Origin of the sequence: Paenibacillus sp. 22594, from assembly GCF_052044425.1 — a bacterium.
Taxonomy (GTDB): domain Bacteria; phylum Bacillota; class Bacilli; order Paenibacillales; family Paenibacillaceae; genus Paenibacillus_AQ.
Genome location: NZ_JBQENA010000001.1, coordinates 912,638 through 927,992, shown reverse-complemented (window position 1 = coordinate 927,992; position 15,355 = coordinate 912,638). Strand labels below are relative to the sequence as shown.

Annotated in this window: 16 protein-coding genes and 1 other RNA gene; 10 read left to right on the top strand and 7 right to left on the bottom strand. The window is 48.2% G+C overall.

Translation table 11 applies throughout. The annotated features are described in order from the left end of the window. Nucleotides 1-146: 146 nt before the first annotated feature. Entirely contained in the window at nucleotides 147-974 is an 828-nt protein-coding gene (locus ACTJKB_RS04315; RefSeq protein WP_440832003.1) for a YitT family protein, read from the bottom strand. A gap of 317 nt (nucleotides 975-1,291) precedes the next feature. Here ACTJKB_RS04315 and ACTJKB_RS04310 point away from each other — a divergent pair, with 317 nt between their 5' ends. Beyond that, nucleotides 1,292-2,950 carry a DEAD/DEAH box helicase gene (locus ACTJKB_RS04310; protein WP_440832002.1) on the top strand — a complete coding sequence of 553 codons (1,659 nt, stop codon included), beginning with the start codon at nucleotides 1,292-1,294 and terminating at the stop codon, nucleotides 2,948-2,950. An 86-nt stretch (nucleotides 2,951-3,036) separates the two neighbouring features. Here the strand turns inward: ACTJKB_RS04310 and ACTJKB_RS04305 are convergent, their stop codons facing one another. After that, nucleotides 3,037-3,132 carry a dihydroorotate dehydrogenase gene (locus tag ACTJKB_RS04305; protein ID WP_074086101.1) on the bottom strand — a complete coding sequence of 32 codons (96 nt, stop codon included), beginning with the start codon at nucleotides 3,130-3,132 and terminating at the stop codon, nucleotides 3,037-3,039. 179 nt (nucleotides 3,133-3,311) lie between these two features. Here ACTJKB_RS04305 and ACTJKB_RS04300 point away from each other — a divergent pair, with 179 nt between their 5' ends. The 3 genes from ACTJKB_RS04300 (at nucleotide 3,312) to ACTJKB_RS04290 (ending at nucleotide 4,982) form a co-directional block, all read left to right on the top strand. Next, nucleotides 3,312-4,145: a YesL family protein gene (locus tag ACTJKB_RS04300; RefSeq protein ID WP_440832000.1), complete on the top strand. Its 834-nt coding sequence runs from the start codon at nucleotides 3,312-3,314 to the stop codon at nucleotides 4,143-4,145. A 93-nt stretch (nucleotides 4,146-4,238) separates the two neighbouring features. Beyond that, nucleotides 4,239-4,430, top strand: a non-coding RNA gene (ssrS, locus tag ACTJKB_RS04295) — 6S RNA. 162 nt (nucleotides 4,431-4,592) lie between these two features. Then, nucleotides 4,593-4,982: a DUF1499 domain-containing protein gene (locus ACTJKB_RS04290; protein ID WP_074086103.1), complete on the top strand. Its 390-nt coding sequence runs from the start codon at nucleotides 4,593-4,595 to the stop codon at nucleotides 4,980-4,982. A gap of 166 nt (nucleotides 4,983-5,148) precedes the next feature. On the opposite strand, the gene tpx is transcribed toward ACTJKB_RS04290, so the two are convergent. Beyond that, the gene (gene tpx, locus ACTJKB_RS04285; RefSeq protein ID WP_440831998.1) at nucleotides 5,149-5,667 is read right to left on the bottom strand and encodes a thiol peroxidase; all 519 of its coding nucleotides are present in this window, start codon (nucleotides 5,665-5,667) and stop codon (nucleotides 5,149-5,151) included. 116 nt (nucleotides 5,668-5,783) lie between these two features. Here tpx and ACTJKB_RS04280 point away from each other — a divergent pair, with 116 nt between their 5' ends. After that, entirely contained in the window at nucleotides 5,784-6,410 is a 627-nt protein-coding gene (locus ACTJKB_RS04280) for a rhomboid family intramembrane serine protease (RefSeq protein ID WP_440831996.1), read from the top strand. A 14-nt stretch (nucleotides 6,411-6,424) separates the two neighbouring features. Then, a complete protein-coding gene (locus ACTJKB_RS04275; protein ID WP_440831994.1) occupies nucleotides 6,425-7,339 on the top strand; it encodes a LysR family transcriptional regulator in 915 nt (304 codons plus the stop codon). Between the two features lie 37 nt (nucleotides 7,340-7,376). Here ACTJKB_RS04275 and ACTJKB_RS04270 read toward each other — a convergent pair whose 3' ends face one another. Continuing rightward, nucleotides 7,377-8,051 (bottom strand): zinc metallopeptidase, encoded by a 675-nt coding sequence (locus ACTJKB_RS04270; protein WP_440832717.1) that lies wholly within the window; start codon nucleotides 8,049-8,051, stop codon nucleotides 7,377-7,379. 40 nt (nucleotides 8,052-8,091) lie between these two features. After that, nucleotides 8,092-8,523, bottom strand: coding sequence for a MerR family transcriptional regulator (locus ACTJKB_RS04265; protein ID WP_440832715.1), 432 nt, complete (start codon nucleotides 8,521-8,523; stop codon nucleotides 8,092-8,094). A 579-nt stretch (nucleotides 8,524-9,102) separates the two neighbouring features. On the opposite strand from ACTJKB_RS04265, the gene ACTJKB_RS04260 reads away from it, so the two are divergent. The 3 genes from ACTJKB_RS04260 to ACTJKB_RS04250 are packed head-to-tail and all read left to right on the top strand — an operon-like array spanning nucleotide 9,103 to nucleotide 12,362. After that, nucleotides 9,103-10,497 (top strand): ammonium transporter, encoded by a 1,395-nt coding sequence (locus ACTJKB_RS04260; RefSeq protein ID WP_440831993.1) that lies wholly within the window; start codon nucleotides 9,103-9,105, stop codon nucleotides 10,495-10,497. 36 nt (nucleotides 10,498-10,533) lie between these two features. Next, complete coding sequence (locus ACTJKB_RS04255) at nucleotides 10,534-11,616, top strand: DUF294 nucleotidyltransferase-like domain-containing protein (RefSeq protein WP_440831992.1); 1,083 nt, start codon at nucleotides 10,534-10,536, stop codon at nucleotides 11,614-11,616. Continuing rightward, nucleotides 11,613-12,362 carry an exonuclease domain-containing protein gene (locus ACTJKB_RS04250; protein WP_440831990.1) on the top strand — a complete coding sequence of 250 codons (750 nt, stop codon included), beginning with the start codon at nucleotides 11,613-11,615 and terminating at the stop codon, nucleotides 12,360-12,362. Before ACTJKB_RS04255 ends, ACTJKB_RS04250 begins: the two co-directional genes overlap by 4 nt. Here ACTJKB_RS04250 and ACTJKB_RS04245 read toward each other — a convergent pair. Further along, nucleotides 12,349-12,819: a Mov34/MPN/PAD-1 family protein gene (locus ACTJKB_RS04245; RefSeq protein ID WP_440831988.1), complete on the bottom strand. Its 471-nt coding sequence runs from the start codon at nucleotides 12,817-12,819 to the stop codon at nucleotides 12,349-12,351. The two genes, ACTJKB_RS04250 and ACTJKB_RS04245, sit on opposite strands and share 14 nt — an antisense overlap. A 148-nt stretch (nucleotides 12,820-12,967) precedes the next feature. Between ACTJKB_RS04245 and ACTJKB_RS04240 the strand changes: the two genes are divergently transcribed. After that, nucleotides 12,968-13,528, top strand: a complete 561-nt coding sequence (locus ACTJKB_RS04240; protein ID WP_440831986.1) for a TlpA family protein disulfide reductase — start codon at nucleotides 12,968-12,970, stop codon at nucleotides 13,526-13,528. 101 nt (nucleotides 13,529-13,629) lie between these two features. Here the strand turns inward: ACTJKB_RS04240 and cimA are convergent, their stop codons facing one another. Continuing rightward, nucleotides 13,630-15,249 (bottom strand): citramalate synthase, encoded by a 1,620-nt coding sequence (gene cimA / locus ACTJKB_RS04235; protein WP_440831984.1) that lies wholly within the window; start codon nucleotides 15,247-15,249, stop codon nucleotides 13,630-13,632. Between the last annotated feature and the right edge of the window lie 106 nt (nucleotides 15,250-15,355).

The window sequence follows — 15,355 nt, the reverse complement described above, 5'->3', positions numbered from 1 at the left end:
TCGAATAGTGCTGAATTGAATTCAGGTTTCATCGGAAAACGAAGTGCCAGGAAAAAAGAGGGTAAATCACAATCTTCATGAAATTTGTAAGGTCCTGCGTGAGTCTAATATATCATAATTTTAAAGTATGCGCATTTTTTTTGAGCCTATCTTTTGCGGAAGGAACCCATAACCCCAACTGTTTCTACGATGTTCACAAAAGCCTGCGGGTCACTGTTTTTGATAATCCGCTTTAATTCAGCCAGCTCATAGCGTGTAGTCACTGTCATTAGCATGTCCCGTTCCACATGAGAATAAGCACCTTCAGTTTTAATCTTTGTCACCCCACGCTGCAGTCCAAGAAGCTGTTGAAGCAGTTCATCGGTGCGTGTGGTAACAATGTAAACCGTCACTTTAATGTGGCTGACGTGGATCAGATCTACGACCTTGCCTGACACGTAAATGGAGACCATCGATGCCAGCGCTAAATTCCAATTTTCGTCAAAATAGGCTGCGGTTAGAATGACAAGCCCGTTGAGTCCAACGAGCACATTACCAATTGGAAAGTCACGGTGCCTAATGATTATGGAGCCCAGAATATCGAAGCCCCCTGAAGAACCGCCCACCCGGAAGGATACACCAGCGCCGACACCAACAAGCACTCCCCCAAATACGGAGGCGAGTAACATATCTGAAGCTACAGTGGCCGTTGGGATTAAAGCCATAAGCCAGGTAGTGGCACCTACCGACAGGATGCTTAGAACAATAAATCTCCGCCCGAGCTGAAACCAGCCTGCTACGAGCAAAGGTACATTGAACAACAGATACATTAAGCTGATATTGAACGGGGTAAAGTATCCGACCAGCATGGCGAGCCCGGAAACCCCTCCGCTCAGCAGTCTGTGAGGAATTAAAAACAGGTTAAAGCCACATGCAATCATCGCTGAACCGAAGACAATTGCAAGGTAATTCCCGATTTGTTTTAGTCTTGACAAGCAAATTCACCTCTGACGCGTAATGTAAGTAATGAAAGTAAGGAATACACTGGTATTCCTAATCGGGTTTGTGATATAATGTATAGGATATTCTTGAGTAGGACGTTACAATAGTGTTTTTTGCATTGATTAGAGTGCAAGACACAATTGTTCAGGCATATTCACCCAGGCCTGATCAGGACATCTTTTGGTCCCAATGCGAGCTAAACCATGCAGAAAATCCGGCATGATTGGACAGCCTATAAATGTGTTTACCGCTACTTAAGAATACAGACAAGCATGTGGAATGTCCACTGTATAGAAGGAGCATGAATAATTTGAAAACATTCGCAGAATTCGGCTTGGAGCCAAAAGTGCTGCAAGCAATCACAGAGTTAGGATTTGAGGAATCTACACCCATTCAGGAGCAGGCTATCCCTATTGCAATGGCAGGATCTGACCTCATCGGCCAGGCTCAGACAGGTACCGGTAAAACGGCTGCTTTTGGTATTCCCCTCATTTCCAAGATTGCCCGTGAAGAAGAGAAAATCGTAGCTCTCATAATGACACCGACCCGTGAGCTTGCTATTCAGGTCGCCGAAGAAATCGGCAAACTGACCCGTTTCAAAGGTCTCCGTTCCCTGGCTATTTACGGTGGTCAGGATATCGGCCGTCAAATCCGCGGTCTGAAGAAGAAACCGCAAATCATCATCGGTACACCGGGACGTCTATTGGATCATATCAACCGCAAGACTATCCGTTTGGATGATGTTCAAACCATCGTCTTGGATGAAGCGGATGAAATGCTGGATATGGGATTCATGGAGGATATTCAATCGATCCTCAAGCTTGTACCGGAAGAACGCCAAACCATGCTGTTCTCAGCAACAATGCCCCCTAACATTCAACGTCTTGCCCAGCAGTTCCTGAAGAATCCACAGCATGTTTCCGTAATTCCTAAGCAAATCAGTGCACCTTTGATTGATCAAGCTTACATCGAAGTTCCTGAGCGCCAAAAATTTGAAGCGCTGAGCCGCTTGATTGACATGGAGTCTCCTGATCTGGCGATCGTATTCGGCCGTACCAAACGCCGGGTTGACGAGCTTGCTGAAGGATTGCAGAAACGCGGTTATTCTGCAGACGGCCTTCATGGTGACTTGTCCCAGAATCAGCGTGATGCCGTAATGCGCAAATTCCGTGATGGCAGCATCGACGTGCTTGTTGCTACCGACGTAGCGGCACGCGGTCTCGATGTTTCTGGCGTAACACATGTAATCAACTTTGACCTTCCGCAGGATCCGGAAAGCTATGTACACCGTATCGGCCGTACTGGCCGTGCCGGCAAGGAAGGTACAGCCTGGTCTTTCGTGACACCACGCGAGATGGATCACCTGCATTTGATTGAGCGCGTTACCCGTCACCGTATTACCCGTAAACCTCTTCCAACAATGGCTGAGGCTATTGAAGGCAAGCAACGCATTACAGCTGAGCGTTTGCTGGCAATGGTTGAAGACGGCGGTGAGCTGAACGAATACAAAGGTATTGCTATTCAGCTTCTGGAGCAATATGATTCAGTTCAACTGCTGTCTGCAGCAATGAAGCTGCTTACCGGTGATACCAAGGATGCTCAGATTGAATTGACACCGGAAGATCCTATCCGTGCTAAACGCCGCGGTGGCAAAAATGATATCCGCAGCGGACGCAAACCTAGCGGCGGATATGGCGGTAACCGCACTGGTTCAGGAACAGGCGGAGGATACCGAGGCAATCGTGACAATGCAAGCGGCGGTAGCAGCAGTAGCAGCAGCAGCCGTGGTGGTTACAGCAGCGGATACGGCAGCAATAGCAGCGGCGGATATGGCGGCGGCTACAAAGGCAATCGCGATTCCAGTGCAAGCCGTGATGCAGGCGCTGGACGCAGTGGTGACCGCAAACCATCCACACGCCCAAGTAGCACAAGCACACGCCCGGCTAAACGCGAAGATTACGATATTTAATCAGCAGGCCTGATGACACAAGAAGACGAGAAGCCGTCAGACGGCTCTCGTCTTCTTTTTTGCATAAAAGCAAGGTTTTATTTTTTTTAGACAAAAGTACGAGTGATGATTACAAGCAGAATAAACAGAACAAGAATTGTGCCGGTGGAAGTCCAAGGATTGTAGCAGCCAGGTGCGGACATGAGGTCAACCTCCTTCAAAAGTTGGTGATTTGTGTGGTTACGTTTCTAATATATGGACTCTCCGCCATCGATGCATAGACATTAACCCAGAATCTCAAACTTGGGCGCTGGAAAAGTTCGGGTCAAATAAGGTATAGTTAAGATACGCAGTATGTGCGAGACAGACAGGAGGAAGGAAATTGGAGTTTAAAGGAGCAATGGGTGGTTTATACCGCATCACGGAGTGGATTTCGCGTATCGCCTTTAGTAATATTTTGTGGGCGTTATGTTCGGTTCCGTTTCTGTTCATGGCAGTAACAAAGATGATCATGCTGGGTTCAGGTGCAGGGGGCCCTAATGAACAGATCACACTCAACTGGGCACTGGGTATTTTGGCGCCTTTTACTGTATTTCCGGCAACGGCAGCATTGTTTACCGTTGTTCGTAAATGGGTTATGGGCAATACGGATGTAAGTACATTCCGCACTTTTTTTCAGGGATACAAAGAGAATTATTTGAAGAGTATGCTAGGAGGGGCGATCTATACCCTGCTGTTCGTCGTGATGTACGTAGATGTGACCGTATACATGACGCAGATGGCCAACTTTAGAATTGTCGGTATACTGATGCTGGTGCTGATGATTATTTTGTTCGTCTCTATGTTTAACTTCTTCTCGATTGTGGTTCACTACCAAATGACATTCAAAGAAGTGGTGACGAATTCGATTCTGTTGACCATCGCCCGGCCGATCCGTGTGTTCTCGACACTTATTGGTTCAGCGGTTCTAGCCTACATAGGTTTGCGGTATACAGTGCTTTATGCCATTTGTATTCCGACACTGATTTCTATGCTGGCCTTCTTTAATTTCTATGCTACCTACAACAAGCTTCAGGAACAGGTGGAGAAGAAGAAGCAAGAGGAAGAGCTTGCGGCGCTGGAGGCGGCTGAGAGAGAAGCGGAAGACGATCTGGATGATGAAGATGAAGATGAAGAGAACGACAAAAGATCTCGACCGGATTTAACAAAACAATAATATAAACCGGGATTTATAAGCGAAAACTGTATTCAAGTGTTAAATAAAGCGCATACAGGTTTACATTTTCGTCAAAACGCAATATAATAAGGGTAATTCCTGCGATGTACGTTACGGTTGCTCGTTGTTTTGAACCAATGATAATGTCTTGGGAGATCTATATGAAGCGCAGCTGAAATGCCCTGTCTATACGACTTGGGGAATTCAAAAACGACTTCTGCGGTCACCCACCTGCTCTAGCAGGTTCAGAAGACACTGTAGCCGGACGGCATAGGCGGGTTTTCTACTATTATTGACAAGGTGCCCTGTTTCCCGCTTTGTTGCGGATACGGGGTGCCTTTTTGTGTATAAGAGTAATAACCGAAAGTGAGCAATGCCCTTTTGTTCCGGGGTTAAGAATGTTACACTTAGACTAATGAACTTGGGATTTGAAGAGGGGGAAGTATTTTGTCGTTGAAAAGAACCTTGGTCGGTTTATTTCGCAGTCATGACGGAACAAGCGACCGTGCTAAAGACCCGGCATTAAAGACGCGTTATTACAATCTTTCAAGAGACAAGGCGTGGGATGAAGTATCCTCAACGCTTAAGAAGGTTCCTGGATTCAAAGTGCTTCATGAAGTACAGTCTGTTGGCGAAATTACCCTGGAAAAAAGGACGGGCTTTGGGCGGACGCTTGATATCACGGTGTCGGTACTGAATACTTCTCCGGTACGCTGTGCCGTTGATATTTATTCGGCATCCAGAGGATCGCTTGGCGATTTGGGTGCCAACTACCGTGTTATTCAGCGCTTATACCAGACACTGGAGAAGAAGCTGGGCAAATATAAAGTGGACTGAACGTAAATCATGGAATTTTTCCTGTACATGGATTGTATGCGGTTTCGGGCTTTGCCCGAATAACCTTTTATGTTGGATCATAAACCAAAAGCGGGAGAAGGATGACCTTCTGCCGCTTTTTTTAAAAGATGAGCTATTGCTATATGTGATTTGGTTCTCTTTCCAATTACAGCAGTGCTTTTACCGCAGCTACGGCAGCTTCATAATTCGGATGCTCGGACATTTCAGTCAGGTATTCTACATAGGCCAAGGTATTGTTTTTGTCTATAACAAAGATAGAACGCATGTCCAGGCGGAATTCCTTGATCAGCACGCCATAGGCTTGTCCGAAGGATGCCTCTTTGTGGTCAGACAGTGTTACAACACGGTCAATACCGGCTGCGCCGCACCAGCGGGCTTGAGCGAACGGAAGATCCATGCTGATGGTTAGAATGACCACATCATCACCGAGCTCAGCAGCTTCAGTGTTGAAGCGGCGGGTCTGTGCATCGCACACGCCGGTATCCAGAGAAGGCACAACGCTGATCAGCTTGATTTTGCCGGAATAATCGCTGAGTGAAGCATCTTCCAGAAGATTCTTGCTTACCACAAAATCGGGTGCGGTGTCCCCGGCTTTTAGCTCAGGCCCTACGAGAGTAATGGGGTTGCCCTTGAATGTGGCTACGCCTGTTCTTTCTTGCGTCATATCCTTGTTTCCTCCTTGAATTGCATGATTGGATTCTTACTGCCATCATAAATTATAATCTTTTTAGAAGCTGGATGTCCAACGAGGACCAATTATGTTACATAAGGGATGGTGCTATGATATTCATAAGATACGAGAAATGGAAAGGTTACATCCGCTATTATCCGGTTACCTGTATTCTAATTCTGCTAAATGTGCTTATGTTCATTGTATTGATGGTCAATGGCGGTTCGACTAACCTCGAGACGCTTAAGAAGTTTGGGGCGACCTTAAATGCCGGGCCGGAAAAGGATGAAATGTGGCGTTATGTGACAGCAACCTTTTTACATAACGGGTTTGCCCATTTATTCTTCAACTGCTTTGCACTTCTGGTATTTGCCCCCCCGCTTGAGCGCCTGATGGGCTGGTGGCGTTATGCCCTGCTATATATGGCTGGCGGATACATCGCCAATTATCTGTCCGTTGTTATCAGCAGCCGTTCGGTTGTGGATACAGTGATGGTCTCCGTGGGGGCCTCAGGGGCAATCTATGCTATTTATGGCGCGTTTCTATATATTGCTCTGATACAAAGGGAGATGATGGACGAGAGCTCACGCAAGACGCTCTACGGCCTTCTGGTGATGGGGGTCATTATGTCCTTTGCGACTCCGAATGTGAATTGGATGGCCCATCTCAGCGGGCTGGCTGCCGGCTTTTTTCTCTATGGACTCATAATTCGCATCTTTAAAAGAAGCCGACGATAACGGGAGGTGCTCAAGTGGAACTCAGACAGCTGCAATATTTTCTAAAGGTGGCCCAGAAGGAACATGTAACAAGAGCAGCGGAGGAATTGCATGTCGCCCAGTCCGCAGTCAGCCGCCAGATTCATCAGCTGGAACAGGAGCTTGGTGTCGACTTGTTCATGCAAAAGGGGCGTAACCTGCAGTTGACCCCAGTGGGGCAGCTCTTTTGCAAAAGAGTGGAGTCCGTACTTAAGGAACTGGAGCGCTCCGTTGCTGAGGTGCATGAATTTCTGGACCCGGAACGCGGCGAGATCCGTATCGGATTTCCCCACAGTCTGGGAACTCATCTAATACCAACCATTGTTGCTGAATTCCGCAAGCATTATCCTCATGTGAAATTCCGGTTTAAGCAGGGTGCGTACCCTTCTCTGATCAAGGATGTAATCTCAGGAGAGGTGGACCTGGCATTTATCTCGCCTTTTCCGGAGGATGATGGACATGTCGCTGGAGATATTGTCATGACCGAGGAGTTGTTCGCGATCCTTCCTCAGAATCATCCTTTGGCCGGGGAGGAGGTCATCCGTCTTGAACAGCTCCGCGAAGAAAAGTTTGTCCTGTTCAGCCAGGGGTATTCACTGAGGCCCATTGTATGGCAAGCCTGTCTGCAGGCAGGGTTTAAGCCGCAAATCGCTTTTGAGGGCGGAGAAACAGACACGATACGCGGTTTGGTTGCTGCGGGAATGGGAGTAAGCCTCCTGCCTGAGATGGCGCTATATCAGACCAATCCGATGCAGCCGGCCCAGGTTCGGGTCGTCGACCCGGCTATAACTAGGACGGTAGGGCTTATTCACAGAGCCGATGGGAAACTGCCGCTGGTGGCCCGGTCTTTTCGGACTTTTCTGCTAAACTATTTCAAAAACAGGAATAACAATACCCCGGTAGGCTCTTAGCCTCCGGGGTATTGTTATGAATAAGGTCAATTAGCGGTTAGTCGCGGTTTCCGAGGAACATTGTGATCAAACGCAGGAGTTCGAGCAAGGAAACCAGGGCGGCTGCCACATATGTCAAAGCTGCTGCATTCAGTACTTTGGCTACACCGCGTTCTTCTTCATTACGGATATAACCTTGCTCTACCATGACCTGGCGTGCCCGGTTGCTTGCATTGAATTCAACAGGCAGCGTTACAAGCTGGAAGGCAACAGCGGCGGAGAAGAAAATGATGCCCAAGCCAATAAGGTTAAAGGAACTGAACAGAAAACCCGCCAGCAGCATAAATGGTGCGATACCCGAAGCGATGTTGACCACGGGGAACATCCGGTGACGCAGCGTAAGCATTGGATAATGGACTTTATGCTGAATTGCATGCCCCACCTCGTGACAGGCCACAGAAATGGCGGCTATAGAGCGCTCATAATACACAGGCTCTGACAAACGGACAACCCGGTGGATAGGGTCATAATGGTCAGAAAGGGAACCGCGCACGGGCTCGATCGGCACATCACCCAGGCCATTTGCATCGAGCATACGACGTGCTGCATCATAACCGGTCATCCCGCTTGTGTTAGCTACCTTGGCCCATTTGTTGAAGTTGCCCTTCACGCGGAACTGGGCCCATACAGAGAATAGAAAAGCGACTATTACCAATAGATACATAAAAGAAATCATATGTCATTCCTCCGAAGTGATTTATTAAGCTTTTTTCTTACATTGGCGGCCCCTGAGTGAGTAGGAGCTTGATCGCCTCCATACACGCAACCCCTTGAGGAAGGAGTGCAGCAAGTGCTCGTCTGGCTTGCCCGGGCTTCAAACCGTTAATTACGGGCTCGAGTGCCTTTACCTCACGTTCCAGCCGCTGCATTTGAAGCTCAAGCTCGACCAACCGGTCTGAGACGTCATTTTCAGGTGTAGCCTCATTCCACTTGCTCATCATGGTCTTGATCTCGTCCAATGTATATTTCTCTTGCTTTAGTTGATTAATACGTTCCAAAGCAGCCAGGGTTTCATGGCTATACAACCGGTAATTTTTATCACTTCTTGATTCCGGCACAATGAGTCCCAGCTTTGTGTAATAATCAATCGTCCGTTCGCTGATGTGAGCAGCTTTTGCCAGCTCGCCGATCCGGTAAAGGGTCATATCCCCATGGGTTCTCACCTCGATGAAAGAACTTAAGTTCTTCTGAATTTTAACTTTTCTTTCTATATATAAGAGCATAGTTAATGATACCAAAATAAAAACCATACAGTCAAACGTCACACTTACTTTAAGTATATGCTGACAAAGCACGCTCAATGCTCGGCTAATGCACTCTTATAATAACCATGTTCAATGAATCAGGAAGGGCTGAATTCCCTCGTTTCAATAAATCACATGTCATGTAAGGTGTTTCTCGGAAAAGTGTTTGTGCTGAAAAAAATAAATTCCATTAAGACATGATTCAATGAAAAATTAATAAAAATACATATATATGAATTTAAAAATAATGTTCACGATGTATCCGCTGTCATGATATGTCCCTCGAGAAGCTGGGGAATCCCGCGACTTATCCGAAAGATAGAGGGGGTGGTACTGATCTGTGGAGAAAACATGACCTTCCATAAATAAAATAAAACATTCAAAAAAATAGTCTTGTCAATTTACCTGACTTCTGATTATAATGACATTAAGAGTTTCACGCTTTGTTAGAAAATATAACATTGGGGAGTGGGGTAAAGAATGAGAAAAAAGATGATAATGATGTTTTTGGCCATGATTACATTGATGGCCTATCCGGTTAGCGCATTCGCGGCTGACGGCCCGACAGCGCCGGATTTGCAGATCGGATTGGACACAGTATTTACTTTCCTGGCCTTCATTCTGGTATTCTTTATGCAAGCGGGATTTGCAATGCTCGAAGCCGGTTCGGTCCGGATGAAGAACGCTGGTCACGTTGCCGGTAAAACGGTACTGACGCTTGCAATTGCAAGTTTGTGTTTCTGGGCTATCGGTTTTGGTCTTGGATTTGGTAACGGCAATGGCTTTTTCGGAACTACGGGTTTCCTGTACGGTGGGGATACCCAAGGCGCTTCATTTGATTCCCTCGCCTTCTCCGATGTAACCCTAAATGTTAAGTTCCTCTTCCAAATGGCGTTTGCGGCAGTCTCCTTGGCTATCGTATCCGGTGGTATGGCAGAACGGGCAAAACTTAGCGTATACATTGTTTTCGGAATATTGTTCTCTATCGTGATTTATCCGGTTGTTGCCCACTGGGTATGGGGCGGCGGCTGGTTGTCAGAACTGGGTATGCAGGACTATGCAGGTTCGACAGTTGTCCATCTTACAGGCGCAACGGCTGCAGTAGTAGCAACCATCTTGCTTAAGCCCCGTCTTGGCAAGTTTAACAAAGAAGGCAAACCTGTTATCATTCCAGGTCATAACCAGGTATTCACTGTACTCGGTGTAATCATCCTCTGGTTTGGCTGGTTCGGATTCAATCCAGGCAGTGCGTTGTCCCCTATGGGCGGTTTCTTCGGACATGTGGCTTTGACAACGAACATTGCAGCTGCAGCAGGCGGTCTGGCTGCACTAATCGCATCCTGGTTGTACTTTGGAAAGTCGGATATTCCGGCAATGCTGAACGGGGTTCTGGCTGCGCTGGTTGCTATCACTGGTGCTTGCGCATATGTAGAGCCTTGGGCTGCTATTCTGATTGGCTTCATCGCTGGTGCATTCACATTCATGACTTCACAGTGGCTGGAACGTGCAGGACTTGATGATCCTATCTATGCCTTCTCCGTGCACGGTATTGCAGGGATGTGGGGTGCGGTTTCCACGGGTTTGTTCGCAGCCCCTGATCTGATCACTAAAGGCGCACTTGTAGGTAAGGCTGGTTTATTCTATGGTGGAGGATTCCACCAGTTGGGAGTCCAGATTCTCGGTGTAGCGGGTACGTTCGTATTCGTAGCTGTAATGTCCTTCATCATTCTGTATGTAATGAAGATGGCTATTGGACTTCGTGTTACAGAGGAAGAAGAATTGATGGGTCTGGATATCAGTGAGCATGGTACTTACGGTTATCCGGAACAAATGAAATTGATCGCAGAATCAGAATCCAAAACCCTTAAATCTTAAATAACTTATAACTTTACTTGTTGGGAGGCGGACCGTGTGGCTTCGATGGAGATGGCAGATTGGAACGAAGATAAAAGTTATTTGTCCATCGTAACAGCCGGTTCGCCGCAGGAGCTTAAGGCAAAGCGTACCGCTTGTCAAAAAGTACTGCTGGAGCAGTTAAACGTTATTCCGATTGAGGAATGGATGTCCCGGGTCAATGACATGCATGACCGGATTGCCGGGACAGCGGTCAACATATGTGAGGCACAGATGAAGGAGGCGGGCTACGGCCCGCCTCCCTGTGCCTATTCCTTTATTGTATTCGGCAGTGCCGGCAGACAGGAAGCTACAATGTGGAGTGATCAGGATAACGGGCTAATTGTTGAAGGTGAGCCGGATGGACTTAAGAAAAGTTATTTTGAAGCTTTTGGTGTGATGTTATCTAATATGCTTGAGGAAGTTGGTTATGAGAAATGCGACGGGAAAGTCATGTGCTCCGAACCCTTGTGGCGCAAGACACTCCCTGAATGGAAACAGCAGCTGGAAAACTGGATGAACCAGCTTGAGTGGGAGCCGATCCGTTATCTCATTATTGCTTCAGATATGCGCCATGTGGCCGGGAGTATTGCATTGTCAAAGGAGTGGCGTAAAGCCCTTCATGCCGGATTTGTGAATAACGTGAAGCTGTCTACCGCTGTGCTTCGAAATACAGTCCGTCATAAGGCAACGCTTAATTTACTAGGGCAGGTGCTTACAGAGCGTTTTGGTGATTATGCCGGTGGCTTTGATGTTAAATATGGTGTCTATATTCCTTTGGTCAATATCGTCAGGCATTTGTCGCTACTGCATGGTGTGTGGGACAGTTCAACACTGAAGCGGCTGGAGCATCTGGCAGAGCTGGGGAAGTACGAGCATCTGGAAGAAATCCGGCGGGCTTTTTTGACCGCTTTGCGCATGCGTGTGAATACCCCTTTTACAGTTCAGGACGGATTATTGTCGAGCAGTGATTATATTGCTGAGAATGATCTGAAGAATAAGCAGCTCATGTCCGAGCTGCGGGATAGCCTGCTGCTGGTCAGGCGTCTCCACAAGGCCCTGCAGCGTCAGCTTCGGTCAGCGGAAAGGAGGCAGTCATGAAGGAGCCGAATAAAGGCGGAGGATTCTGGAACAACCTGAGACAGGGCGGAATGCCATCCGCCATCGCGTCCATAAGGGGCGGGGAAACGGCACAGCAAACCGCGCAGCAAATGGCCTTTATCAGATCTCTTATGCGTGAGAAGCGTCGCCCTGAAGTACTGCATACCCCGCTCTCGGAGCTGGAAACGGTTATCTTTGATCTGGAAACGACAGGTTTTTCCCATCAGCATGGTGATGAGATTCTGTCTTTTGGCGCCATTAAGGTCGTAGGGGAAGAAATCAAGGAAGAGGAATGCTTCTATACGCTGGTGAATTGCCAAACCACGATTCCGGAGGATATTACGAAGCTAACCGGGATCTCGGAAGAGATGACTTCCAAAGCACCTTCACTGATGGACGGACTGCATAATTTTATGTCTTTTGTAGGGCAGCAGGTACTGGTCGCACATGGAAGCAATCATGATAAATCTTTTTTGAATGCGGCTCTGTGGAAAACTTCGAAGGTTCAGCTAACCCACAGAGTGCTGGATACGATGATGCTGGCCCGCTGGCTGGAACCCCACCGCAGCAACTACACGCTGGATGAGCTGTTGGCTATTCATGACATTCCTATCCAGGGCCGCCACCATGCGCTGGAGGATGCCAAAATGACAGCAAAGCTGTGGGTATGCTATATGCGGGAGATTTCACAGAAGAAACAGGTAGAAACCTTAGGGGATCTGTACTCCTATCTCAGCAGAGCATGACAGGAGATTGCAGCAGCTTATGGATTAGCTGACCGGAGGGGTCTGGCTGCCGGAGGATTTGAAACCCGTACAAGCACATAGGCTCCCCGCTCTTCGGACCAGGAGAACCAATCAGATAGATCTGAAATTCTGGCCCTAGTGAAGGCAGTCCTTGAATATCTGCGCTGGATGGCCAAGGTGCGGTATGCGGATGGGAATGAAATAAGCCAACAGGTGCCTGCTCATGATAGAGTGCTCTAATCCACTCTTTCGGATCAGGGACAAAAGTATGCAGCGGGTCAGGCGCTACGTTGCGCAGAGGCAGATATCTGTCAATGCGCATGCCCCCCGCTGCGGCAGTACCCAGCAGTACACCGCATGCTTCATGCGGATAACAGGACAGCAAGTGCTTCCCCAGCGCCTGCTGTACGGAGGTATTCAGCTTAATCGGCTGGATATTTCCCTGGAATGCTGTCACTTGTTCACCCCTCTCTCTTCATAGGGTTTCGTCTTCGACGGAATCCTCTTTTTTTGTTCTTTTTTTTGCAGATCATGGCTGGTTTGAAACTATGGACATTGGGGGTACAATAGGAGAAAACCATCTCACATGCAAAGGACAAACAACTATGAAAGCAATAAACAAACGTAATATAACGGTGCTGGCCGTCATTGTTTTTTTAGTCTTTCTGGCGGTGGAGCGAACCACTAAATCTGAGCCGGAAGCAGTCCCGGCGATTCAGCAAAGCGCTGAACCGGATAGTGGAATACATGCCGGGCTGCTCGCCCCAACGTTTTCCCTGCAGGAAGGCGGTAAAACTTACACTGTAGGAGGCGAACGGGATAAGGCAGTGCTGCTAAATTTCTGGGCTTCCTGGTGCGATCCCTGCCAGCAGGAGGCACCGACACTGAATGCACTGGCGCTAAAATACAAAAATGTGCTCGATGTTTACGGGATCAATGTGACCAGCCAGGATTACAAGCCCAATGCGGAGCGTTTTGTCCGGAAATATATGCTGGCTTTTCCGATTATGTATGACCTGAAGGGCGAGGTGTTCGACAAATATAAAGGGATGGTATTCCCCACAAATGTGCTTGTAGATAAAAATGGAGTCGTCTCCGAGGTAATCCTGGGGTTTCTGTCTCCAGAAGAGCTTGAAAAGAAAATCATTACCCTAACTGGTTCCTGAACAAGCAGGTATCGGTTAGGTGGCAAAGCCCCTCTGCAATACGGGATATTCCCGGCTGCGAGGGGCTTTGTCTTGACTGGTCCATAAAACACTTGGCTCAACTAGTGATTCACGAGTCCTCTGGGCTCATTGTTTGTTTCGGTTTCATTCTTCAGTGAAATCTGCCCCAGAAGTGCATAACGCATACTGTCTACCAACGCTTCCCAGCTGGCCTCAATCACATTGCTGGATACCCCGACGGTGCTCCAGGTGTTATTGAAATCCTTGGACTCAATCAGCACACGAACCTTCGCGGCTGTCTGATCCTTCTCGTCAAGCACACGCACCTTATAGTCTGAGAGATGCATGTCTTTGAGCTGAGGGAAGTAGGTCAGCAGAGCCTTGCGCAATGCGTTGTCCAGTGCATTAACTGGACCGTTGCCTTCAGCAGCGGTATAGAGGTTCTCACCGCCGACTCTGAGCTTGACAAAGGCCTCGGAGACAACAGGACGATCAGCTGTCTTCTCCACAAGCATCTTGAAGGATTCAAAGGTGAACAGTTCGTTTACCTCCCCGGTGGCTTCGCGCAGGAGTAGTTCCAAGGAAGCGTCGGCACCTTCGAACTGGTAGCCCTGATGCTCCAGAGTTTTGATTTTGTCGATCACCTTGCGGGCTTGCTCACTGCTTGGATCCAGGCTGAGGCCCATATCCTGTGCCTTGGACAGAACATTGCTCTGACCCGCAAGCTCGGAGACGAGCACCCGCTGCTTGTTGCCTACCAGCTCGGGGGCGATATGCTCGTAAGTGCGGGAATCACGCAGGATTGCCGACACATGGATGCCGCCTTTGTGCGCAAATGCAGCATTGCCTACATATGGCTGATTTACAGGCAGATTCACATTGGCAACCTCACTGATAAAGTGGGCGGTATTGGTGAGCTGGGGCAAGGAATCGCCGGGGATGCAGTGATATCCCATTTTGAGCTGCAGAGTAGGAATAATCGAGCAAAGGTTGGCATTTCCGCAGCGTTCACCGTAACCATTGATCGTTCCCTGTACCTGCCGTGCACCTGCACTGATGGCGCTGAGTGTATTTGCGACTGCGAGTTCGCAGTCGTTATGGGTATGAATTCCAAATGAAGCCCCAGGGAGCTTAAGGGCCATGCCGGAGACCATTTCCTGAATTTCATTCGGAAGTGTTCCACCATTCGTATCGCACATTACCAGCCAGTCTGCGCCTGCTTCACGAGCCGCTGTCAGGACGGCAGATGCATATTCGGGATTGTTCTTATAACCGTCGAAAAAGTGCTCTGCATCAAAGATGACCTCCAGGCCTTTACGTTTCAGATAGGCAATAGACTCACCGATCATGGCGAGGTTCTCTTCCAGAGTGGTCTGAAGGGCTGTGTGAACATGGAAGTCCCAGGTCTTGCCGACCAGGGTGGCTGCCGGAACACCGGCATTAATCATTCTCTGCAGGTTGTCATCATGTTCGGTAATGGAATTCTTGCGCCGGGTGCTGCCGAATGCAGTGATTTTGGCATTCAAGTGCAGTTCCTTGACTCTTTTGAAAAACTCAATGTCCTTGTTGTTGCTCCCCGGGATGCCACCTTCAATATAATGCACACCCAGATCATCGAGTTTCTTGGCAATTTTCAGCTTGTCATCCGCCGACAGACTGATGCCTTCACCTTGGGTGCCGTCACGCAACGTCGTATCGAAGATGGAAATGGACTTAGACATGAGAGTCCTCCTAAAAGTTTTGTGAGCATTACTTCTGAAACGACTTCATACAACCCTCGCTTCATTAGCAGATGCCTTAAGTTTTGTGAGCATTTGAATAGATTTG